Annotated in this window: 19 protein-coding genes; 9 read left to right on the top strand and 10 right to left on the bottom strand. The window is 40.5% G+C overall.

Going from position 1 to position 21315, the window contains the following annotated elements:
- Positions 1-29 precede the first annotated feature (29 nt).
- Positions 30-224, bottom strand: a complete 195-nt coding sequence (locus NMG86_RS17175; protein WP_026798166.1) for a hypothetical protein — start codon at positions 222-224, stop codon at positions 30-32.
- A 460-nt stretch (positions 225-684) separates the two neighbouring features.
- Positions 685-3297, bottom strand: coding sequence for a zinc metalloprotease HtpX (locus tag NMG86_RS17170; RefSeq protein ID WP_043939682.1), 2613 nt, complete (start codon positions 3295-3297; stop codon positions 685-687).
- Between the two features lie 272 nt (positions 3298-3569).
- Between NMG86_RS17170 and lgt the strand changes: the two genes are divergently transcribed.
- The 4 genes from lgt (at position 3570) to pyk (ending at position 7967) form a co-directional block, all read left to right on the top strand.
- Positions 3570-4433 carry a prolipoprotein diacylglyceryl transferase gene (lgt, locus tag NMG86_RS17165; protein ID WP_026785942.1) on the top strand — a complete coding sequence of 288 codons (864 nt, stop codon included), beginning with the start codon at positions 3570-3572 and terminating at the stop codon, positions 4431-4433.
- Positions 4434-4560: 127 nt separating this feature from the next.
- Positions 4561-5349, top strand: coding sequence for a precorrin-4 C(11)-methyltransferase (cobM, locus tag NMG86_RS17160; RefSeq protein ID WP_026785943.1), 789 nt, complete (start codon positions 4561-4563; stop codon positions 5347-5349).
- A gap of 192 nt (positions 5350-5541) precedes the next feature.
- The gene (locus NMG86_RS17155) at positions 5542-6354 is read left to right on the top strand and encodes an SDR family oxidoreductase (RefSeq protein ID WP_026785944.1); all 813 of its coding nucleotides are present in this window, start codon (positions 5542-5544) and stop codon (positions 6352-6354) included.
- A 185-nt stretch (positions 6355-6539) separates the two neighbouring features.
- Positions 6540-7967, top strand: coding sequence for a pyruvate kinase (pyk, locus tag NMG86_RS17150; RefSeq protein WP_337587938.1), 1428 nt, complete (start codon positions 6540-6542; stop codon positions 7965-7967).
- Between the two features lie 241 nt (positions 7968-8208).
- Here pyk and NMG86_RS17145 read toward each other — a convergent pair whose 3' ends face one another.
- The 8 genes from NMG86_RS17145 to NMG86_RS17110 all read right to left on the bottom strand — a co-directional run bounded on the left by NMG86_RS17145 (position 8209) and on the right by NMG86_RS17110 (position 16349).
- Positions 8209-8460, bottom strand: coding sequence for a hypothetical protein (locus NMG86_RS17145; RefSeq protein WP_026785946.1), 252 nt, complete (start codon positions 8458-8460; stop codon positions 8209-8211).
- A 237-nt stretch (positions 8461-8697) separates the two neighbouring features.
- On the bottom strand, positions 8698-9285 hold the full coding sequence (locus tag NMG86_RS17140) for a GUN4 domain-containing protein (protein ID WP_026798165.1): 588 nt from the start codon (positions 9283-9285) through the stop codon (positions 8698-8700).
- 99 nt (positions 9286-9384) lie between these two features.
- Positions 9385-9720, bottom strand: coding sequence for a XisI protein (locus tag NMG86_RS17135; protein ID WP_026798164.1), 336 nt, complete (start codon positions 9718-9720; stop codon positions 9385-9387).
- Entirely contained in the window at positions 9708-10124 is a 417-nt protein-coding gene (locus NMG86_RS17130) for a XisH family protein (RefSeq protein WP_026785949.1), read from the bottom strand. The genes NMG86_RS17135 and NMG86_RS17130 overlap by 13 nt, the downstream gene beginning before the upstream one ends.
- A gap of 111 nt (positions 10125-10235) precedes the next feature.
- A complete protein-coding gene (locus NMG86_RS17125) occupies positions 10236-13550 on the bottom strand; it encodes an efflux RND transporter permease subunit (protein WP_026798163.1) in 3315 nt (1104 codons plus the stop codon).
- Positions 13551-13604: 54 nt separating this feature from the next.
- Complete coding sequence (locus NMG86_RS17120) at positions 13605-15242, bottom strand: efflux RND transporter periplasmic adaptor subunit (RefSeq protein WP_026798162.1); 1638 nt, start codon at positions 15240-15242, stop codon at positions 13605-13607.
- Between the two features lie 104 nt (positions 15243-15346).
- A complete protein-coding gene (locus tag NMG86_RS17115) occupies positions 15347-15991 on the bottom strand; it encodes a hypothetical protein (protein WP_026798161.1) in 645 nt (214 codons plus the stop codon).
- Positions 15992-15998: 7 nt separating this feature from the next.
- Positions 15999-16349, bottom strand: a complete 351-nt coding sequence (locus tag NMG86_RS17110; RefSeq protein WP_043938534.1) for a metal-sensing transcriptional repressor — start codon at positions 16347-16349, stop codon at positions 15999-16001.
- A gap of 524 nt (positions 16350-16873) precedes the next feature.
- Here NMG86_RS17110 and NMG86_RS17105 point away from each other — a divergent pair.
- The 5 genes from NMG86_RS17105 (at position 16874) to NMG86_RS17085 (ending at position 21313) form a co-directional block, all read left to right on the top strand.
- Positions 16874-17371 (top strand): DUF2231 domain-containing protein, encoded by a 498-nt coding sequence (locus NMG86_RS17105; protein ID WP_026785954.1) that lies wholly within the window; start codon positions 16874-16876, stop codon positions 17369-17371.
- Positions 17371-17976: a DUF2231 domain-containing protein gene (locus NMG86_RS17100; RefSeq protein WP_026798160.1), complete on the top strand. Its 606-nt coding sequence runs from the start codon at positions 17371-17373 to the stop codon at positions 17974-17976. Before NMG86_RS17105 ends, NMG86_RS17100 begins: the two co-directional genes overlap by 1 nt.
- Before the next feature lie 8 nt (positions 17977-17984).
- On the top strand, positions 17985-18878 hold the full coding sequence (locus NMG86_RS17095) for a cytochrome c oxidase subunit II (protein WP_026785956.1): 894 nt from the start codon (positions 17985-17987) through the stop codon (positions 18876-18878).
- A gap of 139 nt (positions 18879-19017) precedes the next feature.
- Positions 19018-20700 carry a cytochrome c oxidase subunit I gene (gene ctaD / locus NMG86_RS17090; RefSeq protein WP_026785957.1) on the top strand — a complete coding sequence of 561 codons (1683 nt, stop codon included), beginning with the start codon at positions 19018-19020 and terminating at the stop codon, positions 20698-20700.
- Positions 20687-21313, top strand: coding sequence for a cytochrome c oxidase subunit 3 (locus NMG86_RS17085; protein WP_043938535.1), 627 nt, complete (start codon positions 20687-20689; stop codon positions 21311-21313). Before ctaD ends, NMG86_RS17085 begins: the two co-directional genes overlap by 14 nt.
- Positions 21314-21315 lie beyond the last annotated feature (2 nt).

Below are 21315 nucleotides of genomic sequence, written 5' to 3'. Positions count from 1 at the left end.
CAAGTTAAATGAAAAATAAGTAAACGAAATCATCCCCAACCTGTGTCGTTTAAAAACACAAGTTGAGGATCAACCCCCAGGCTATCAGCACTTGGGTTGGTTAAATTAAACTCAACAACCAACTTCATCTTAAAATTAAGATAAAGTCCTATTATTCTCTCCATGTTGAACTTATCATGTAGGGAAAGCGGGTTTGCTAGGTTGTCTTGTAAACTTTTTGCCATCTGTCAAAACTTAATGCTATAGAGTCTTGTTATCTCTGTGTTCAAAAATAGATTTAACTTCCTATAGCTAAAACCATATAAAGTTAACTCACCGAATGTTAACTTCCTGACTTTGCATTGCCAATAGTTGATTACAGCATTCAACAAAAATTGGATCACTTCTTTAAGTTGCTGCTTCGCCTCGTATCAGTCAGGCTATTGAGTGGAACCTAGAACCTTTGCTATTGGGTTTTCCAGTACCGGATCATCATAAGACAATCCCTAGGATAGCACATCATGGAACATAGTTCTAGGGTTCTGCCAAGATTTTTGTATTTGATTTGGCAAACTTTCTGAACTTTCATCAACCGAGTAATCAGAATAACTCTATCCAAAAAGGAATAAGGTTGTTTTGACTCTTTGGTTAAAGAATGTATCACTAATCGGTCAAAAAAAGCAATCTTTCTGGATCAACTTCTTTTTACCAGCCTCCTTGAGATGCTAGATAAACCCCCGATAGGGTTAGAATAACGGCTAAAATCGTTGACCACAGGGGATGTCCGCCTCGTAGCACTGTCCTAGAATCGGAGGTTTCTAAGGTTTCCACATCCACCCAAGGTATCGCCCCCCGTCGCCACCATCCCGTTACCTTAATATTTTGAGTGATTAATTCATGGGGATGACGAATTCTAGGCAAAAAATTGGTCAGGGGGGTTTTTTCGGGGAGATAATGGAGTTTGATAATTCCGCTTGGGGTTTGTAGGATTAAATCTTGAGCAAAGGTATTTCTTAAACCCCTTCGACCGAGGAGTTGACCCGTTAAACAAATCGGTTGACTATCAACGGGAATAGTCTGAGGGTTGCTCATCAAATCTGATAAGTTAGGTTGATTTAAAATATTAGGGGGTTTGATTTCGGGGAAAAAGGGATTAATCCGAATCAAAATACCTAAACCACAACCAATGGTAATTGAAGCTGCCATAATCCAATAGTCTCCCCATAACCATTCTAATTGCCATAGTCCTAAAAGAGAACAAACTCCCCCCATTAACCAAATGATTCCCCCAATGATCATTCCGGCGGGAATACCAAAAAACGGTGCTCCTTGTAGTAATAAAGGAGAATTGTTGGTGAGTAATTTGGGGGGTTTAGCTGGGGTAATATTCGATAGATCAAATTCGGGTTCTAATTTCCAATAATTCGCATAAAGACCGAGGATTTTTAAGCGTTCTCCGATTAGGGGATGGGATTGATTTAAGGTTAATTCGGGGGTGTAACAATTAGTTAAATCCCAGGTTAATAAAGAATTGATTGATCTGTAAGCTGTTAAACTACCAAAGGTTAAAGCTTGTTGATGATTAATCGGAATCAATCTATCGAAAGATTCTAAGATAAAGTTAGTTTGTCCTTGGGTTTGAATAGTTTGGGATAATTTTATCGTTATTTTTAATAACGCACGACTTAAAGCATTAGGATTTCCAGTCAGGTTACAAGCAATGCGATCGCTATAATAAACTCGACGACGGGATAAATACAAGGAGGGAAATCTTAAAAGTTTATATAATCCATAACATAAAGGACAGATAAAAATAGCGATCGCATTCAAAATTTGATGTAAAATACCTCGGATACTGGCTGGAATCGGAATATTAAGATTGGGTAAATTTTCGGTTAATTCTGCTAAATACCAATAAATTAAATAGGGAATTTGACTGACCAGGGTAGCAAAAGACATCACCGCGAAATCCCATTCCCCAATGGTGGCAATTTCCCTGGCAAAAATCACAGCAATTTCATCTTCTGTTAATTGGTCTAATAATCCTTGACTTACCACTATTCGGGCAAATCGTCGTAAACTTCCATAGGAAAAAATTACCGGATCATCAATAGGTAATAGTTTAATTTCAGGGACTTTAAATTTTTTCTTTTGACAATAATTTCTTAATAGTTTATTGGTTTCTTGACTCTGATTAAATAATATAGTTAAAGGTAAAGGTTTTAATCCATAACTCAGTTTAAGTAGTCCATCCCATAACCAAGGAGAGAATAGAAATAAACCGAATATTGTGATATAAACTGTTTGAGTTGGGTTATAATAAAATAAAGGAATCGGTTGTACAATAGGTAGCCAAGATAAACCAGCATTCGTGAGTTTCATTAATTCCTCTAATAAACGAGGAGTTAACCAAATAATTGCTAAAACAGTTAGGAAAAGTTCAGCAAACAATCGGGAAGTTTGCCAAATCCAACCTACAGCAAAAATAAATAAAATAATCAAAATAATTTGCCAAGGTTGACGGGATAATTGTTGCCAAGGATTTAAAATGGGTTGCCAAATCCAAATTTGATTTAAACTATTATTAATAAAAGCAAAAATAATCGGAATAAACCAAGTTAAACCGACAGCCATTAATAATTGTTCTAGTTTAAAAGGACTCGATTGTAAGGGTTTAAGCTGTTGCCAATTCGTAGCTCGTCCCGCTTGTCGCCATTGCCATTCTTGAACTGGGGGAGGGGGAGGAGGTGAAATAATTTCCGGTTCTGAATTAATCGGAGAAACGGGAATTTTTGCTTTAGAATTTGGGGGGATTTTTTCGGTTTTTTTGAGATTTAAAGGCGTGGGTTGAGATAAAGAAGGATTCGGAGAATTTTTCGGAGGTGCTGGGGAAGAAAGTTTGGGAGTTTTAGCTAGAGTTGATTTAGCTTTTGTGGGTTGTAGATTAGGATTTAAGGGGATAAAACCCGTTTCTGAAATAGGGGGTAATTCTGAAGATTGAGGTTCAATATTAGGGTTAATATTTTGGGGTTTAGGGGGATTGCGTTTTAATAATTTTCTTAAATAATCCGTAGCCCAATTTTTAATATTTTCCTGCTGAGATTGAGTTAAACTCTGACATAAATTAATCGCTAATTTAGTATTTCCTGTGCGTTCATAGGCAATCACTAACCCCATTTGCGCCTTGAATTGACCCGAATCCTGAGATTGAGCAATAGGTTCTAAAAAAGCGATCGCCTGTTGATAATCCTTCTGTTTTAATGCAGCTAATCCCGATGCTAAATCCGATGAATTGGGGGGTAAATTGGAGGAAGACATAGGAGAAATTAAAAATTAAAACAAATTAACATTAACCGTTTCAGGGGAAATCCATACCCGGAAATCATAAAAATGATTGATTCGATCTCATCTAAAGGGTTAAAAATTGACGAAAAGCATAATAAATCCTATTGTACCCATTTTCTCGATTAAAATATCTTAAAATTCCTTTGATATAATATTTTGATCAACTTTATTCTAGGAAAAAAAAATTAAACCTGACCTTTGATCCCCAGGAGATGATAAAATGGCTTGGCTCAAAATCAGCTATTATGGATACAAATTCCTTATTTCTAGCATTTCAATTTACCTCTCCCGGCCCCATCATCTTTGAAATTGGGCCGTTATCAATTCGGTGGTATGGCTTGTTAATTGCCTCGGCGGTCTTGATTGGAGTATCCTTATCTGGGTATCTTGCCAGTCGTCGCCAAATTGATCCCGAACTCATAGGAGATTTAGCGATTTGGTTAGTGATTGGGGCGATTCCTTTTGCTAGACTATATTATGTGGTATTTCAATGGGAAAGTTATGCCCAGAATCCCGGTAATATTATTGCAATTTGGAAGGGAGGAATTGCCATTCATGGAGCAATTATAGGCGGATTAATAGCGACTTTACTATTCGCTAAAATCAAACAAATTCCCTTTTGGCAATTAACCGATATAATTGCCCCTTCCTTGATTTTAGGTCAAGCTATCGGCAGATGGGGTAACTTTTTTAATTCTGAAGCCTTCGGAAGTCCAACGGACTTACCTTGGAAACTCTATATTCCGCCGGAGCGTCGCCCTGATGGCTTTGAATCCTACGAATATTTTCACCCGACTTTTTTGTATGAATCCCTGTGGAATTTAACTATATTTGCCCTATTAATTACCTTATTTTTAAAAGGTTTAAAAGGCAAATATCTTTTAAAACCAGGGACAATATTCTTGGTCTATTTATTGACCTATAGTAGTGGTAGAATTTGGATTGAAGGATTACGCACGGATAGTTTAATGTTGGGATCTTTAAAAATTGCTCAACTGGTCAGTTTAACGGGAATGATGTTAGGGTTATTCGGTTTAATTTGGTTATATGGATTGAAGCGAACCTTACCCGATATTGTACAGAAATCCCATCCCTCGGAATCCGAATAAAAAAGCCCTGACAATTGAGTCTAGGGCTTTAACCAGGGTGCATCTACCATTCTTGTCTTCTCGGTAAATCAATTCAGATCCGGAAAAAGTAAAAATCTAGCATCAATTTCAAGAAATTTAGAACCTTATGGAACCCGATATCGGATTACTCAAAGCTGCGGTTTATATTGTTGGGGCTGGCCCAGGTGATCCAGAGTTATTAACTGTGAAAGCTCAAAGATTATTAGCCTCGGCGGATGTGATTGTATTTGCCGATTCTTTGGTTCCTCAACAGATTTTAAAAGGGGTTAAAGCGGATGCAGAATTAGTTAAAACCTCTGATAAAACTTTAGAAGAAATTGTTCCTTTTATGATTGAACGAGTTGATAAAGGGTATTCTGTTGTTAGATTACATTCGGGTGATCCGAGTTTATATGGGGCTATTTATGAACAAATACAACAGTTAATAGAAGCAGAAATTGAGTTTGAAATTGTCCCTGGAATTAGTGCTTTTCAAGATGCAGCAGCCAAATTAAAAATAGAATTAACTATCCCAGAATTAGTCCAAACGATTATTTTAACCAGGGTGAGTGGGAGAGCAACTGGTGTTCCTGCGGATGAGGAATTAGAAAGTTTAGCGGCTCATAAAGCCAGTTTATGTTTATATTTGAGTGCGCGTTATGTGGAAGAAACTCAGCAAAAGTTAATCAAATATTATCCCCCAGAAATGCCGATTGCTATTTGTTATCGTTTAGGATGGCCTGATGAGAAAATCCGGGTAGTTCCCTTAGAAAAAATGGCACAAGTGACCCAGGAAGAAAACTTAATTAGAACTACATTATATGTTATTAGTCCTGCGTTAGCAAAAACTCCCCATACTTCAACTTTAAGATCTAAATTATATAACCCGGAACATTCCCATTTATTCCGTCCCTAACCTGCTTTAACCTCGTTTCTAGGTTCTACCTAGAAACAAAAAAAAGAGGCTCTGCCTCTTTCCTAATATTAACCCCAAAATATGATTTAATATAGGAGTTTAGAGGAGGCAGAGCCTCCCTTTATAAATTCCCTGGTAGAACCAGGGAACTAGAGTAACTAGAGTAACTAGACTATACCTTCTTTTAATTATATGAATTTTAATCAAAAAAATATTATTATTACCGGAGGTTCGAGTGGAATTGGTAAAGCAACGGCTCAATTATTAGCAAGTTTAGGTGCAAATTTAACAATTATTGCTCGAAATCAAAAAACTCTCGACCAAGCTAAAATAGAAATTGAAGCAGTAAAATTATCTCAAAACCAGAAGGTTTTTACCCTTTCGGCTGATGTTTCTGTACGGGAAGAAGCGGAAAATATAATAGAAACAGCAATTAATCTTTTAGGGAGTGTGGATATTTTAATTCTCTCGGCGGGTATGGCATATCCTGGTTATTTTCAAGAACTTCCTATTGAAATATTTGAACAAACAATGGCTGTTAATTATTGGGGATCTCTGTATTGTATTCGAGAGATTTTACCTAAAATGATCGAGCAAAAACATGGTAAAATTATTATAATTTCATCGGCAGCGGGATTAATTGGGATTTATGGTTATACAACCTATAGTCCAACTAAATTTGCTTTAAGAGGGTTAGCAGAATCCTTGCGCGGGGAATTAAAACCCTTGGGAATACAAGTTTCTATTGTTTATCCTCCTGATACAAATACCCCGCAATTAATTAGTGAAAATAGAACAAAACCTTTAGAAACAAAAGCAATTACGGGAACTGTTAAACCTTGGGAACCAGAAGATATTGCTCAAGAAATTATTCGAGGAATTAATAAAAATAAATTTGCGATCGCTCCGGGATTAGAAATGAAATTTTTAAATTATTTCCATAGTTTGTTATTTCCCTTATTAAATCGCTATTTTGATCGCCTAATTCAATCAATAAAAGGTTAAGAAAATGTTAAATGTCATTAAATTAAACATGGATTGGTCAATTCAAAAAAATAATCAATATAATTGTTGAATTAAATTGCTAAATTTGCTATAATTAATCCTAGATTGTTATTTGATCAATCAGATTAATCGCAGATATTGCTGAATATAGTCCCCTGTTTACAACTGTTAATTGAGGAGAGAAAATGATCAAACCTTTACACCACAGAACAAAAATTGTTGCGACTATTGGCCCTGCTAGTAAATCCCCAGAGATCATTCGTCAAATGGTGAATGCGGGAATGAATGTCGCCCGATTAAATTTTTCCCATGGTAGTTATGAAGATCATGCGGAAATGGTAGGATTGTTGCGGCAAGTTTCCAAAGAATGCAATGCCCCGATTACTTTATTACAAGATTTACAAGGCCCAAAAATTAGAATTGGTCAGCTACCATCGGTAGAAATAGAATTAGTTGAAGGAGAATTATTAACATTAGTTCCCTTAGATAATTTTGAAAATCAAGCAAATACTGTCCCCATTGATTATCCCTATTTAGCAGAAGAAGCCGAACCCGGAGCGCAAGTTTTACTGGATGATGGATTATTAGAATTAAAAATAGAAGAAATTCAGGGAAATGCCGTCAAATGTCGGGTGATTGAAGGGGGAATCCTAAAAAGTCGAAAAGGGGTTAATTTACCGAGTCTAATTTTGCGTCTTCCCTCCTTAACGGAAAAAGATCAACAGGATTTAGATTTTGGAATTTCCCAGGGTGTAGACTGGGTTTCTTTGAGTTTTGTTCGCCGTGCGGAGGATGTTCAAGCCTTAAAAGCATTATTAATTGAAAAGGGCGCATCGGATATTCCGGTCATGGCAAAAATTGAAAAACCTCAAGCGATCGCCAATTTAGAATCTATTATTAATGAATGTGATGGTTTAATGGTAGCACGGGGGGATTTAGGGGTAGAAATGAGTCCTGAGAAAGTGCCATTATTGCAAAAACAAATCATTCGGATGTGTAATCAAAAAGGGATTCCAGTGATTACTGCTACCCAAATGTTAGATAGTATGATTCACAGTGCACGTCCCACCCGTGCAGAAGCAAGTGATGTTGCGAATGCAATTATTGATGGTACGGATGCGGTCATGTTATCTGGAGAATCTGCTGTTGGTAAATTCCCGGTGAAAGCAGTACAAATGTTATCCAGAATTGCCAGTGATGTCGAACCGGAAATCGAGTTTAAAAATTATCCTCCGGTGATGTCCGATGAAACTCATGCTTTAAGTGAAGCTTTAAATACGATTGATAAAGTCTTGAATTTGCATTGTATTGTTGCTTATACCAGCACAGGATATACGGCTATTTTAGCAGCAGGAGAACGACCTAAAGTTCCCGTTATCGCCCTAACTCCCAATCTAAAGGTTTATCACCGTTTAAACTTGGTTTGGGGTGTTAAACCGATTTTATTAGAACATCAAGTGGATTCCTTTGAAGGGTTAATTGATCTCGCCCAAACTAAATTATTAGAAGGGCCATTAGCTCAAATTGGGGATAAAATATTAATTATTGGAGGTGTTCCAACCAAGAAAGCAAAAGGCACAAATTTCTTGAAGATTCACACAATTGCCGATTAAGCTATTAACAAAACCGAAAAGTACGGATTGAAGATGATTACGCAGATTAACACAGATTAAAATCCGTGAAATCCTCTTAAATCCGCATCACGGATTAAACGGATTACGCAGATTAACACAGATTAAAATCTGTGAAATCCGTGAAATCCGCATCACGGATTAAACGGATTACGCAGATTAACACAGATTAAAATCCGTGAAATCCGTGCAATCCTCTTAAATCCGTGATCCCCATTCCCTATTATCGCTTTTTCGCTTCTTGAGGTGTAGATTGTCTGACTAACTCTAGGGTAGAACCAAAAATAAAACCCATTGCCGCCCCTGCTAGGGCATAAATCCGAGGCGCCCTCGACTGACTATAACCCAAGTCCAATGTGGGGCCAATATTACAGCATTGATATTGTTTCTCGCTATATTTAGAAGCACCTAGTCCGGCAATTATACCGACTATCATCATCACCATTCCAGAAAAAACTACCAGTCGCATATTCATAATGACCTGCCTTGGATAACCCTAAATATAATTTGCTGCAATCATAGCCTTATATTCTAAAAGTAGCTCAATTTTTCAGTTTTTCAACTATATTTTTAATCTTGTTTACAAAAGTTAAAAAAAGTTGATTCAAGCTGTAGCTTTTTAGAGGATTAATCCTTGATAAATAGGGGATTTTAGGATCAATATAAAACACTGATATATTCAACTGATATAGTGAAAAATAAGTTATCCAGATCAATCAACGCCACAACTAATTAAACGAGCAATAAAATAAACCGTCATTTTTCCCCCGTATGGCGATCGCCACCATCCAGACGGATGACACCCCACAGGAGCTTCTGAACTAAAATCAAGATCTTCATAATCTAATAACTCATTATTCACGCTCCATCCAAATTCAGCCTCCATCGCCTGTAAAACTTTCATATCAATATCAGAAATATCATCATTTCCTCCCAACCGGGTATAAATTTGTTGTTGAACACTAAAGCCAAAACGATCTTTACTGTAACTCATCCATAGTTGATCAAGTAGACTTAATGCACTACAGGGAAAAATCATAATCTCATCAGGAATAATATCGTCTAGGCTATTTTTATTCATGATTTCTAACATAATTCTTGTGGTTTCTTGATCTGCTTCTTTCCAATTTCCAGCTTCTAAAAAATCCCGTAATTTTTGGTATCGGTATACATCCGTTAATAATAATAACGCTTTATCTAACTTCTGTTCTAAGCGTTCAACTCGTTCTAATAAAGCATCTAAACTCAAAGGTTGAGATTGAGGTTTAGACTGTTTGGGTTGTTGCGATGCGTTTGACATATTTTATAGAGGATTGATGATTGAAAGTTTACGACTAACCATAGCCATCATAATACCTGTTAACTTCGGCCCAGTTTTTTTATCATTTATACAACTAAACTAGCCCATTGCATAACCCGTAAATTGGCGTTTGAAAGGGGAATGAAAACCCAGAATAATATCTGAAGTTGGTACGCCCATATCCACCAATCTCTGGGCAACAGAGTCTTCAGTCCCATTATACTGAATCCAAATTTTGCCCTCTTGAATATCAAAGTGTATCACCGGGCCAAATACCCGCTTATCTCCTTGCCAACCCACATAAGCGAGTTGATAATGGTCATGTTCACTATCAAAGATTAACTCTGCCTTCACCGTATCCTCAGTCGTTGCGATCTCGGCGTGTTCGGTCAAAATTTGTTTAATAAATTGTCGATAACCTTCTACTTTATCCATTGCTTAATCTCCTCTAATTTTGGATCATAAATTATTAGCTTGACTTGGTAACGTCTCAAAGCGCGTTGAATGAAAGAAAGTTGAAAAAAATCCTCATAAGTTTCAGAAGGAATTGCTAAATAAACAATGCGCTCCGGTTCTTTTTCTTCAAGGGCTTGACAATAGTTAAGATATTGCCCCAAGGCAGTATGAAAGGAGCTAATATCAGAGTCCCCAATAAAGCTTTTAATTTCTACAGCAATTTTTTCGGAATCTTTTTCTGCACCAATCGCACTTTCTGCCGCCAAATCAATTTGTAATTTTATGGATTCGCTAATGCGAATCGTTAAAGGATCATGAGTAATATTCCATCCATCTTTGATTAAAGCATTTCTAACCTGTTGATGGAAAATATCTTTAGCCATTGTGGATACTATTCCTCCTAACCTGGTTAACTTGAGTTGATCATAACTTGACTGCAACTACAACTTAGATAGCCCATTGTTTGACATTTTCCCTGATTAATCTATAACAATTTAGGGTTTACTTAAACTGCTATCTGGTTGAATAGAACCATTATCCGAGGTGGCTAAAGTCTCAGAATTTTTATCCTGAGAATGCGGATCTTCCTGTGGAGAGGGGGGTTGATTTTTATCCGATTTATTATTATTCGATGAATCGGATTTTTTCCCTTTCAGAAAACGTTCTTCTAGGGTTTTAACCGTAATATATAGGTTCGGGGTAATTAACAAACTTAATAGGGTTCCTGCTAATAAACCCCCAAAAATAGCCGTACCCAATGACCAACGACTACTAGAACCCGCACCAGAAGCAATAACTAACGGCCAGAACCCGATCAAACTAGAAATAGCAGTCATTTGAATCGGTCGGAACCGTTGTTCCCCCGCTTGAATTGCGGCTTGGGTAATACTTAAACCCTTGTCCCTGAGTTGGTTAGCAAACTCCACAATCAGAATCGAGTTTTTAGAAGCCAAACCAATCAACATCACCAAGGCCACCTGGACATAAACATCATTGGTAATTAGGGGCCAGACCGTCCCTTGCAAGAGAACATTCGACCGGAACCAAACCGCGGCCATCGCTCCCAAGACCGCCAGAGGCACCGATAACATAATAATCATCGGATCAATATAACTTTCGTACTGGGCCGATAGCACCAGAAAAGCCATAATAAATGCTAATCCGAAAATTAAAATTGCCGCCCCGCCGGAAGACTTTTCTTCTAAGGCACTACCCTGCCAAGCATAACTAAAACCGGGGTCTAAGACCTCAGAGGCTAATTTTTCCATCGCGGCGATCGCTTGACCCGTACTGGCTCCAGGGGCGGGGTTTCCTTGAATCAACATAGAACGGAAGATATTAAAATGGTTGATAGTTTCTGGCCCAACAAAATCCGTGAGTTTGACCAAATTACTCAGGGAAATCATCTCTCCATCCCGGGAACGCACATATAATTGAGTAATATCCTCCGGTCGGGCGCGGAATTGTTTTTCCGCTTGAGCCACAACCCGATATTGACGTTGACCTAAAACAAAGTCATTAATATAGGATGACCCCAAATAGGTTTGTAAGGTACTAAAAATTTGGTTCACATCCACATTCAAAGCATTAGCGCGATCGCGCAACACCTCAACCCTTTTCTGAGCCTTACTAGCAGAAAACTGACTAAATACCCCGGCAAAAGTCGGATTAGAATTAGCGGCTTCAATTAAACGATTGCCATTTTCCACTAAGGATTGAATCGGTAAATTTCCCGTTGTATCTAGTAACTGAAATTCAAAGCCTCCGGTGGTACTCAAACCCTGCACCGGGGGAGCATTCACCGCAAAGGCTTGAACTTCAGGAATAGATTGTAACGACCCATTTAATCGTCTTAGAACCCCAAACACCGATTGAGAGGCATCCGGTCGCTGATCCCAAGGTTTGAGTAACACAAAAGCAATCCCCTGACTGGGATTCTGTCCCTCAAAACCAAACCCAGGAATCGCAAACACACTTTCAATTTCAGGAATTGCCAAAGTCCGATCCACAATTTGTTCAGCAGCCCTAGCGGTATAGTTGAGGGACACGCCATCAGGAGTCCGAAAGATCACGATCAAATAGCCCTGATCTTCTTCTGGGACAAACCCCGATGGTACTTGTTGATAAACAAATACCGTTGTTGCTAACCCGGCGACAAATATAATCATCACCAAGGAATTAATCCGGGTGAGAAAACCAACAACTCCAGCGTATTTTTCCTGTACCCAACCAAAACCTCGGTTAAATTGCTCAAAAAACCACCCCAAAGGCCCCCCGGTTTTCTTTTGGCGACGTAACAATAGCCCCGCCATACTCGGAGAAAAGGAAAGGGCATTAAAGGTAGAAAAGATTACCGCAAAAATAATTGTCACCGCAAATTGTTTATAAATTACCCCCGTTGTTCCGGGGAAAAACAATACCGGAACAAACACCGCCAGCAAAACAATCGAGGTCGCAATGATCGCCCCGGTCAGTTCTGACATGGCATCTAGGGCGGCTTGCAGAGGTTTCATCCCTTGTTCAATTTTGATCATCACCGCTTCGACAACCACGATGGCATCGTCCACGACTAAACCTGCGGCTAAGGTACAAGCAAATAGGGTTAAAGTATTCAGTTCAAATCCCAAGGCTTTTAACCCAGCCATGGCTCCGATTAAGGCCACCGGAATCGCAATTGCTGGAATTAAGGTAGCTCGCCAATCTTGCAAAAATACAAAAATCACCAGCACCACTAAGGCAATGGCCATAATTAGGGTGATTGCCACTTCCTGAAGGGACACATTAATAAACAGGGTGGTGTCATAGGCAATCTGGCTGTTAACGCCCGGTGGGAAATTTTTACTCAGTTCCGCCATTGTGGCTTTAAGTTGGGCGGCGGTTTCTAGGGCATTACTACCCGGAAGTTGATAAATCCCCAAACCCACGGCGGGTTCGCCATTATAGGTCGATTCCAAATCATAATTTTCTGCCCCTAACTCGGCTCGGCCCACGTCCTTAATGGTGATTAACTCTCCACTGTCGGTGGTTTTGAGTACCATTTGTTCAAATTCCTCGACGGTGCGGAGGCGACTAGCAGCCTGTAGGGGAATTTCAAAGAGTTGATCGGCGGGTGTGGGTTGTTGACCGATTTTTCCGGCCCCTACCTGGACGTTTTGTGTTCTTAATGCTGAGGCCAAATCCTGGGCCGTTAATCCCCTGGCGGCCATTCGAGATGGATCAAGCCATAGCCGCATGGCATATTTGCGCTCTCCAAAGATTGTCACCTGACCCACCCCAGGAACCCGGCTCAATTGGTCAACAATAAAAAGATCAATATAATTACTAATAAATGTGGTGTCATATATCGGTTTTCCGCTTTCGTCTGTATCAGAATAAAAACCGATCACCAATAGAATACTAGGGGATGACGCCTGCACGGAAAGCCCAATTTGCCTCACAATATCGGGTAAATTAGACTCGGCCTGAGCAACTCGGTTTTGAACGTTAACTTGGGCAATATTCCGATCAACATCATTGGGAAAAAACACGGAAATATTACTGATGCCGTTATTTCCCGTACTGGAGGAAAGATATTTCATCCCCTCCACCCCGTTAATTTCCCTCTCGATGATGGTGGTAACGGTAGTTTCCGTTGTTTCTGCATCCGCACCAATATTGACCCCAACAACACTAATTTGGGTATTTGCTAGGTTGGGAAGTTGCGTAATCGGCAGCAGGGGAATGGAGATAGCCCCGATCAAAATAATCAGGATACTACAGACTGTCGTTAGGACAGGTCGTTTAATAAAAGTTTGAACAAACAGAAGCATAGCAATCTTCTCAGGGGTTGGCAGTTAGTGGGAGTTGGCGATTAACCAGGTAATTTATTGTTTTCCGGGTGAGGGGGCGTCGGTGGTGGGTTGCTGTTTTTTATCCGTAATGGGTGTGCCATCTCGTAACTTGACCACGCCATCTATAACCACTTTTTCTCCAGTTTTTAAACCCGAGCGAACTTCAAAGCTCTGATCTTGAATACTGCCTAACTGCACGGGTCTTTGTTTAGCGATTAATCGAGTGTTCCCGTCCTGAGTTTGTTCTTGGGCGACAAAGACAAAACTTTGATCGCCAACTCGACTAATCGAAGTTACGGGAACTGTGATTCCCGATTGTTGTTCCCAGATTACCTTAGCACGGACAATTTGATCGGTTCGGAGTCTATTATTACGGTTATCATAAATCGCTTTAACTAAAATAGTTTGGGTTCCTGTCCCCGCACTGGGGGAAATATAGGACACCTGGGAGGTTCCGATTAATGCTCCGGTTTCTTGATATCTAAGCTCGACTAAAGTTCCTGATCTAATTTGGGAAAGGCGTTCAATGGGAATATTAATTTGAACTTCTAATAAATCATTTTGTCGAATGGTGGTAATTGTAGTTTGACTATCGACAAAATCTCCAGCTTTGACCATTACCTCCCCGACTATCCCATCAATCGGGGCATTGATTTGATAATATCCCAATTGGATTTGTCCGGCCGTTGCGGTTGACCGGGCTTGGTCAATATCGCGCTGGAGTCTTTGTACCTCAGATTCTTGAGCCTGAATCACTTTTTCTTGACTGGCGATTTGAGCGCTCAGAGTTGAGACTTGACGGTTATAATTCTGGGTGGCACTTTCAACTTTCGCTTGAGAAGCATCCACCCGTCTTTGTTGGGTTTCTATTTGGGTGTTTAAGGTGGAAATTTGACGTTCTAGGTTTTGTTGGGCGGTTCTCACCCGCGCTTGTAGGGACATAATCTCCCGTTCTTGAGCCGCAAAATCCGCTTGAGATGCTTGATAGTCTCTTAATTTTTGATCGTAGATTTCTGAGGAAACAACCCCCTGTTCATACAGTTGTTGATAACGATCATAAGCTTTTTTCCGCTCGTCCATAATTGCCCGTCGGCGCTCCCGTTCTTTGAGCCCTACCTGCACATTCTCTTGGGCGGTTTTGAGCTCATCCGCGACGGAGGTATATTCTAATTCATACTCTAATCGCTGTTTTTCATTTTTTTCGGCGGCTAGGGTTTGTTGAGCATCTTGTAAATCAGCTTCTTGGGATTGATAAGTCAGTTGGGCTTGGATTCGCTGCAATTCCGATCGTTGAGCGTCCAGATTGGCCCTAGCACTGTTGAGTTGTGCCATTCTGGACTCAACGCTGGCTAATTGACCTTCGTAATTCGCCTGTTGTTGGCGTCCGTCAATTTCAATTAACGGGGTATTTTGAGAAATGCGATCGCCCAAACGGACAAAAACCTGTTTCACTAAGCCATTAACACGGGGTTGAATCACCGCATTTTCAATTCCTTCGACCCTAGCATTAAATTCGCTGGTATCTCTAACATTACTCTTGCCTACCACCGCCAAATTTACTGAGACAGGTGGAGGTGCCGCCGCCTGGGGTTCACTTCCACAAGCACTCATCAGGAGGCCAGTTAAGATTAGAGGAAAATAGGAATTCCAAGATGCTAGACGCTTGTTCATGGTTTTGTCGAAAACGGGAAACGGAGAATAGACTCAATTGAGAATATTGGAAGTTTATTATAGATGATGTTTTGATGATTTTGGGATCAGCAAAATAATTCTTATCACTCAGTTTGATGATTTAAAGGTACTCTTGTTGTTAAATAAAATAGTGCCCCAAATAAAGGAATTAAGCTAATCCACTCCAATATTACAGATTTTTCCATTCCTCGTCTAGCTCGATCATCTGTTAATAAAACTGGAAACAAAATACTTAATAATAAAAAATCAAGACTCATAACGTGAATAAAACGGCTAGTTTGCCACTGTTGAATAAAATCTTCCCAATTGCCTTGGGTTAAACCATAAATCACCAGTATAATTGTTCCTAATGTTAATAATAGTCCCGTAATTCGAGAATCTAATATTTTTATAAACCATGATTTTTTTCCTAAAAATTGAGGGTTAGGTTGGCGCAAAGCTAGGTAAGGTAAAATCGCAAAAGCACCCACCCCAAAAGATAAAGTTGCAAATAGCCAAGCCGGAGTTTTTTGTCCATGTCCATCAATAAATAGAACACAGCTATAAATTAACGGCCAAATCCCCATAATATTAAATAGGGCGATAATTAAAGGATTAATTCCTGTCCAGTTCCCGGTTGATAGATTTTGGATTAAATCCAAAGTTTCGGGCTGATCCGGTGGTGCAAAAATAAACGCATACAGAATAAATCCTAGCCAAATTAAACCAAAAACTATTTTATTTTTCATGCTTAAATTATGGTAAAAAACGATCTAATGCTGCTTTTAAAGCTTCAATTTCAACATCAATATTACCTTCTTTTGCTGCCCTAGCGACACATTCACTCAAATGTTCATCTAAAATAATTCTAGCTACCCGATCTAAAGCCCCTCTAATAGCAGCAATTTGGACTAATACATCAGGACAGGGACGATTTTCTTGTACCATTGTTTTAACACCCCGAATATGTCCCTCTAAGCGTGATAGACGATTGACTATTTTTCGCAAAGATTCTTCACTATGAATATGGGGATGACTAGAATGTTCATGATCATGATGTTCCAGTAAATCCTTGAGTTCTTCTACCGTCGGTTCTAATTCATTCATCGGTTTTGTTGATATACAATTGATAAATATTCTATGATTGTACCTCAATTTTATATTTCTGTACGCAATAGTTTATGATTAAAGGGTTTCACTGAAATAACAACCGTTGTTGTGCTTCAGAACTTCCAGGCTATATTTGTATAAAATCAAGCAAAGTTTTATTAATAGGTATATTGGGTAGCTATAGCACTTGATTTTTGCCCAAAATCCGGCATTGATAAAAAGACAACTCGTCAAACTTATTGAACAGGATATACAGCTTAAAAAATCCTGATATACTCAATTCAATCAAGTGATCTCAAAATGATGTATTATTAATTGACCAAAAATAAGAAAGGAGGATGATGCTAAAATTATATGACATAAAGAAAAAGCAATTTTTTGTGATCTGAATTGGTGCTTATGACTCTGATCATGGTAAATTTTATAGAACTGCTGTCAACCGGAAAAGTTGATTTATTTTGAGTGGTTTGATGTAATTTATTCTGGATTTGTTAAGGTTTAGTTCCAAGATTAAAAATATCATGTTCGAGTATCTTCCCCCACTTAACGACCATAATTTGCCCTATCCTGACACGATGCACCCAATCGTAGTGCATTTTGTGATTGCTATGGTGTTGTTTGCGGTTTTATGTGATGTAATTGGCTATGTCACCCGCAATCCTAGACTGTATGAAGTCAGTTGGTGGAATTTGTTTTTTGCGACAATTTCCATCTTCATTGCTATTATTTTTGGACAGATTGAAGCGGGATTAGCCGAACCCTACTCAGCAGCAGAATCAACCTTGAACCTGCATACAATACTAGGATGGTCATTATCTGGGATTATTGCAGCAATTACCGCCTGGCGCTATGTATTGCGATCGCGCGATCCCAAAACCTTGCCCCCCTCGTTTTTAGGAGTAAATATACTGTTAACTGGAATAGTATTTTTCCAAGTTTATTTAGGAGATGTGCTGGTGTGGGTTTATGGACTACATACAGTTCGAGTTGTTGAAGCCGTGCGGGAGGGCTTGTTGTAATGAATAATGATTTAATCGACCAACTCCAGGGACAATTGGGTGCTAATGGCTTACCTTACGCCCTGCCCATTCATCCTAACCTAGTGCATCTGACCCTGGGATTGTTTATTGTGGCGATCGCCTTTGATATCGTAGGTGTACTATTTCCCCTGGAAAAACCCATCTTCAAATTTTTAGCAATTCCCGCCACCCGGTCAAATTTCTTCGATGTCGGTTGGTATAATATGCTCGCCGCCGCCATCATCACCTTCTTTACCGTAGCAGCAGGTTTCTACGAAATCATGTTAGCATCACCAGAGGCAGATGTCAAAAGCGCCTGGGGCTTACAAGCGATGGAAACCATGCTTTGGCACGGAGTCGGTGGGGTTGTATTATTGCTGTTAATCGTGGCAATGACTGTATGGCGAGGGTTTCAGCGCTTTCTATGGCGTCAAGATCAAGCACAGCAAGTACAGTGGCTCTACCTCGCAGCCGGATTGGGTATTTTCGCTTTGATGTTCGTTCACGGAACCCTGGGAGCGCAATTGGCAGCCGAGTTTGGCGTGCATATTACTGCTGATCGGCTGTTGCGGATCGGAGAAAATCCCAATTTGCTGTTGAACTAGGGGAAAACATGAAAATTCGTACCATTTTAATTTTAGGCGTCATTGCGATCGCCCTTGCCCTGATCAGCCTGTGGATGGGACAGCAATCCTATTCTTGGTTTCCCCCCCAAGCCTCAGCAGAAGCCCAATTGATTGATCAGTTATTCAGCTTTCTGGTGACGCTGGGGACGTTTATTTTTCTGGGAGTGGTGGGGACACTGACCTACTCAGTGTTGTTTCAACAGGCCGGCAAATACGATACCAGCGATGGCCCCCACATCGAAGGGAATGTGCCATTGGAAATAGTCTGGACGGCAATTCCCTTTGTGCTAGTGGTCTCGATTGCAGCCTACAGCTACCAGATTTATGACCAAATGTCAATTTTGGGGCCGATGGAACATATTCATGGGTCAATGGCGATCGCAGCCCCCTTAGATGCTTCTTTGGCAACACCGATACATCCCATCGAAGTCCGTGCCCGTCAATGGGTATGGGAATTTTACTATCCCGACCAAAATATTACCAGTACGGAATTGCATTTACCTAACAACGAACGGGCGCGCCTGACACTAGCATCGGAGGATGTGCTACATGGCTTTTATGTACCTGCCTTTCGCGTCAAACAAGATATTATTCCGGGTCGGGTGATTGATTTTGAGTTCACGCCCATTCGGGAAGGACGGTATCGGTTGCGGGATTCCCAATATAGCGGAACTTATTTTGCGGCGATGCAAACCGATGTGGTGGTGGAGTCTGCCGACGCTTATCAACAATGGTTAGCAAATACGGCAACCCAAAAGCCTATAACGGCTTACAATCGCGCTTTTACTGAATATAGCAAAAGAAATAATAGCGATCGCTGGAAAATCGTTGAGCCAGCCCTTCCTCCCGTAGTCAATTATTCCAATTCTGGGATCGAATAATGCCAAATTCAATCACAAAAACATCATTCAAATCATGTTAGAGAGGTTTGATTTTCAAATCCATTCAAAATAAGGCTTGTATATCAAGATCCTACATCAAATTAAAACAGCCTAACTAAACAACGATTACTTATAAACCATGACAAATATTTCTGTTGATGCGATCGCGGATATCCAACAACCCATGGACGAAAGTCCTGAAAATTGGCGGAGATTTTTCGGTTTCAGTACCGACCATAAAGTGATCGGGATTCAATATCTAGTAACATCCTTCTTTTTCTTCTTAATTGGCGGTATTCTGGCCATGATTATTCGTGGTGAACTGATCACCCCGGAAGCCGATTTGCTTGACCGTGCCGTTTACAACGCCATGTTCACCATGCACGGGACTATTATGTTATTCCTGTGGACATTCCCCTCCTTGGTAGGATTATCCAACTATCTCGTCCCCTTGATGATTGGGGCCAGGGATATGGCCTTTCCCCGCTTGAATGCCGTGGCCTTTTGGATGGTTCCGGTATTTGGGGTGATCCTCATGGCCAGCTTCTTTGTTCCCGGCGGCCCCTCCCAATCCGGTTGGTGGGCCTATCCTCCGGTGAGTCTCCAGAATCCTACCGGGAACCTGATTAACGGCCAAGTTTTGTGGATATTAGCCGTGGCGATATCCGGTGTGTCCTCGATCATGGGGGCGGTAAATTTTGTTACCACCATTTTTAAAATGCGCGCCCCAGGAATGACCTGGTTTCGGATGCCCGTATTTGTCTGGACGGTATTAGCAGCCCAAATTATTCAACTATTTGGCCTACCTGCCCTAACCGCCGGGGCGGTGATGTTGTTACTCGATCTCACCGTTGGGACTAGCTTTTTTGACCCGGCGAAGGGAGGCGATCCGATTTTATTCCAGCACTTCTTTTGGTTCTATTCTCACCCGGCAGTTTATGTGATAATTTTGCCAATTTTTGGGGTTTTCTCCGAGATTTTCCCCGTCTATGCCCGCAAACCATTATTTGGCTACAAGGTAGTTGCTATCTCCTCGTTGGTAATTACAGGTTTGAGCGGTATTGTCTGGGTGCATCATATGTTTGCCAGTGGTACTCCTGGTTGGATGCGGATGGTGTTTATGGCAACTACGATGTTGATTTCAGTTCCCACTGGAATTAAAGTTTTTGCTTGGGTGGCAACGGTTTGGGGTGGCAAATTGCGCCTAAATACCCCCATGTTATTTGCCTTGGGTGGTTTGGTAATGTTTGTGTTTGCCGGGATCACCGGGATTATGTTGGCAGCAGTCCCCATTGATATTCATGTCAACAATACCTATTTTGTAGTCGGACATTTCCACTATGTGATTTATGGTGCTGTGGTCATGGGAATGTACGCCGCCCTATATCACTGGTTTCCGAAAATGACCGGGCGAATGTATTCCGAAGGTTTGGGTAAATTGCATTTTGCCCTAACTTTCCTGGGTACTAATATCTGCTTTTTTCCCATGCACCCGATGGGATTAGAGGGAATGCCCCGCCGTGTTGCCTCCTACGACCCCGAATTTGCCTTCTGGAACGTGATTGCCAGTCTGGGGGGGTTTTTGTTGGGGATGTCTACATTGCCGTTTCTCCTCAACATGATTGGATCTTGGGTGCAGGGGGAAAAAGCGCCGAAAAATCCCTGGCGAGCTATTGGGTTGGAATGGTTGCTATCATCACCTCCAACAGCAGAAAACTTTGAAGAATTGCCAATTGTAATTTCTGAACCCTATGGTTACGGGAAATCAGAACCGTTGGTTGCTAACCCTGATGCGCTGGAGGTTGCCCATGAATCCCACTGATATTGATGCTCTCAATGTAGTCTCAAGTCATGCCTTAGAAGGGCATGGAACAGTCGCCCATACCCACGATGAAGCGGGTAATAGTATGTTTGGCTTCATCGTATTTTTGCTGTCGGAAAGTGTAATTTTCCTGAGCTTTTTTACGGGGTATATTGTTTACAAGACTACCGCTTTAGAGTGGTTACCTCTCGGTTTTACTGGGCTAGAAATCCGCGATCCAGCTATTAATACAGTGGTGTTGGTTTCTAGTAGTTTTGTGATCTATATTGCTGAACGTTTTCTGCACGTTAAGAATCTCTGGGGTTTTCGAGCATTCTGGCTGTTGACAATGATCATGGGCAGTTATTTCTTGTATGGTCAGGCGGTGGAATGGCGTAGTCTCCCCTTTGGTTTTACCGATGGTGTATTTGGTGGCAGTTTTTATTTGCTGACCGGATTTCATGGTCTTCATGTGTTCACGGGAGTGCTATTACAGACAATTATGTTGGGGCGATCGTTTATTCCTGGAAATTACGACAAAGGCGAATTTGGGGTAGCAGCAACCTCCATTTTTTGGCACTTTGTTGATGTGATCTGGATTATTTTGTTCATTTTGATTTACCTCTGGCAGTAGCC

It is taken from the genome of Planktothrix rubescens CCAP 1459/22 (assembly GCA_904830895.1).
In the GTDB taxonomy this organism is placed as follows: Bacteria; Cyanobacteriota; Cyanobacteriia; order Cyanobacteriales; family Microcoleaceae; genus Planktothrix; species Planktothrix agardhii.
This window is presented reverse-complemented; position numbering and strand designations above follow the sequence as displayed.

Excerpts from the sequence above, each read along its gene's own strand:
- NMG86_RS17120 (WP_026798162.1), bottom strand. The coding sequence starts at position 15,242 with ATGAACAAGCGTCTAGCATCTTGGAATTCCTATTTTCCTCTAATCTTA.
- NMG86_RS17105 (WP_026785954.1), top strand. The coding sequence starts at position 16,874 with ATGTTCGAGTATCTTCCCCCACTTAACGACCATAATTTGCCCTATCCT.
- NMG86_RS17130 (WP_026785949.1), bottom strand. The coding sequence starts at position 10,124 with ATGGCTAAAGATATTTTCCATCAACAGGTTAGAAATGCTTTAATCAAA.
- ctaD (WP_026785957.1), top strand. The coding sequence starts at position 19,018 with ATGACAAATATTTCTGTTGATGCGATCGCGGATATCCAACAACCCATG.
- lgt (WP_026785942.1), top strand. The coding sequence starts at position 3,570 with ATGGATACAAATTCCTTATTTCTAGCATTTCAATTTACCTCTCCCGGC.
- NMG86_RS17110 (WP_043938534.1), bottom strand. The coding sequence starts at position 16,349 with ATGAATGAATTAGAACCGACGGTAGAAGAACTCAAGGATTTACTGGAA.
- NMG86_RS17100 (WP_026798160.1), top strand. The coding sequence starts at position 17,371 with ATGAATAATGATTTAATCGACCAACTCCAGGGACAATTGGGTGCTAAT.
- NMG86_RS17155 (WP_026785944.1), top strand. The coding sequence starts at position 5,542 with ATGAATTTTAATCAAAAAAATATTATTATTACCGGAGGTTCGAGTGGA.
- NMG86_RS17085 (WP_043938535.1), top strand. The coding sequence starts at position 20,687 with ATGAATCCCACTGATATTGATGCTCTCAATGTAGTCTCAAGTCATGCC.
- NMG86_RS17140 (WP_026798165.1), bottom strand. The coding sequence starts at position 9,285 with ATGTCAAACGCATCGCAACAACCCAAACAGTCTAAACCTCAATCTCAA.
- cobM (WP_026785943.1), top strand. The coding sequence starts at position 4,561 with ATGGAACCCGATATCGGATTACTCAAAGCTGCGGTTTATATTGTTGGG.
- NMG86_RS17135 (WP_026798164.1), bottom strand. The coding sequence starts at position 9,720 with ATGGATAAAGTAGAAGGTTATCGACAATTTATTAAACAAATTTTGACC.
- NMG86_RS17175 (WP_026798166.1), bottom strand. The coding sequence starts at position 224 with ATGGCAAAAAGTTTACAAGACAACCTAGCAAACCCGCTTTCCCTACAT.
- pyk (WP_337587938.1), top strand. The coding sequence starts at position 6,540 with ATGATCAAACCTTTACACCACAGAACAAAAATTGTTGCGACTATTGGC.
- NMG86_RS17115 (WP_026798161.1), bottom strand. The coding sequence starts at position 15,991 with ATGAAAAATAAAATAGTTTTTGGTTTAATTTGGCTAGGATTTATTCTG.
- NMG86_RS17145 (WP_026785946.1), bottom strand. The coding sequence starts at position 8,460 with ATGAATATGCGACTGGTAGTTTTTTCTGGAATGGTGATGATGATAGTC.
- NMG86_RS17170 (WP_043939682.1), bottom strand. The coding sequence starts at position 3,297 with ATGTCTTCCTCCAATTTACCCCCCAATTCATCGGATTTAGCATCGGGA.
- NMG86_RS17125 (WP_026798163.1), bottom strand. The coding sequence starts at position 13,550 with ATGCTTCTGTTTGTTCAAACTTTTATTAAACGACCTGTCCTAACGACA.
- NMG86_RS17095 (WP_026785956.1), top strand. The coding sequence starts at position 17,985 with ATGAAAATTCGTACCATTTTAATTTTAGGCGTCATTGCGATCGCCCTT.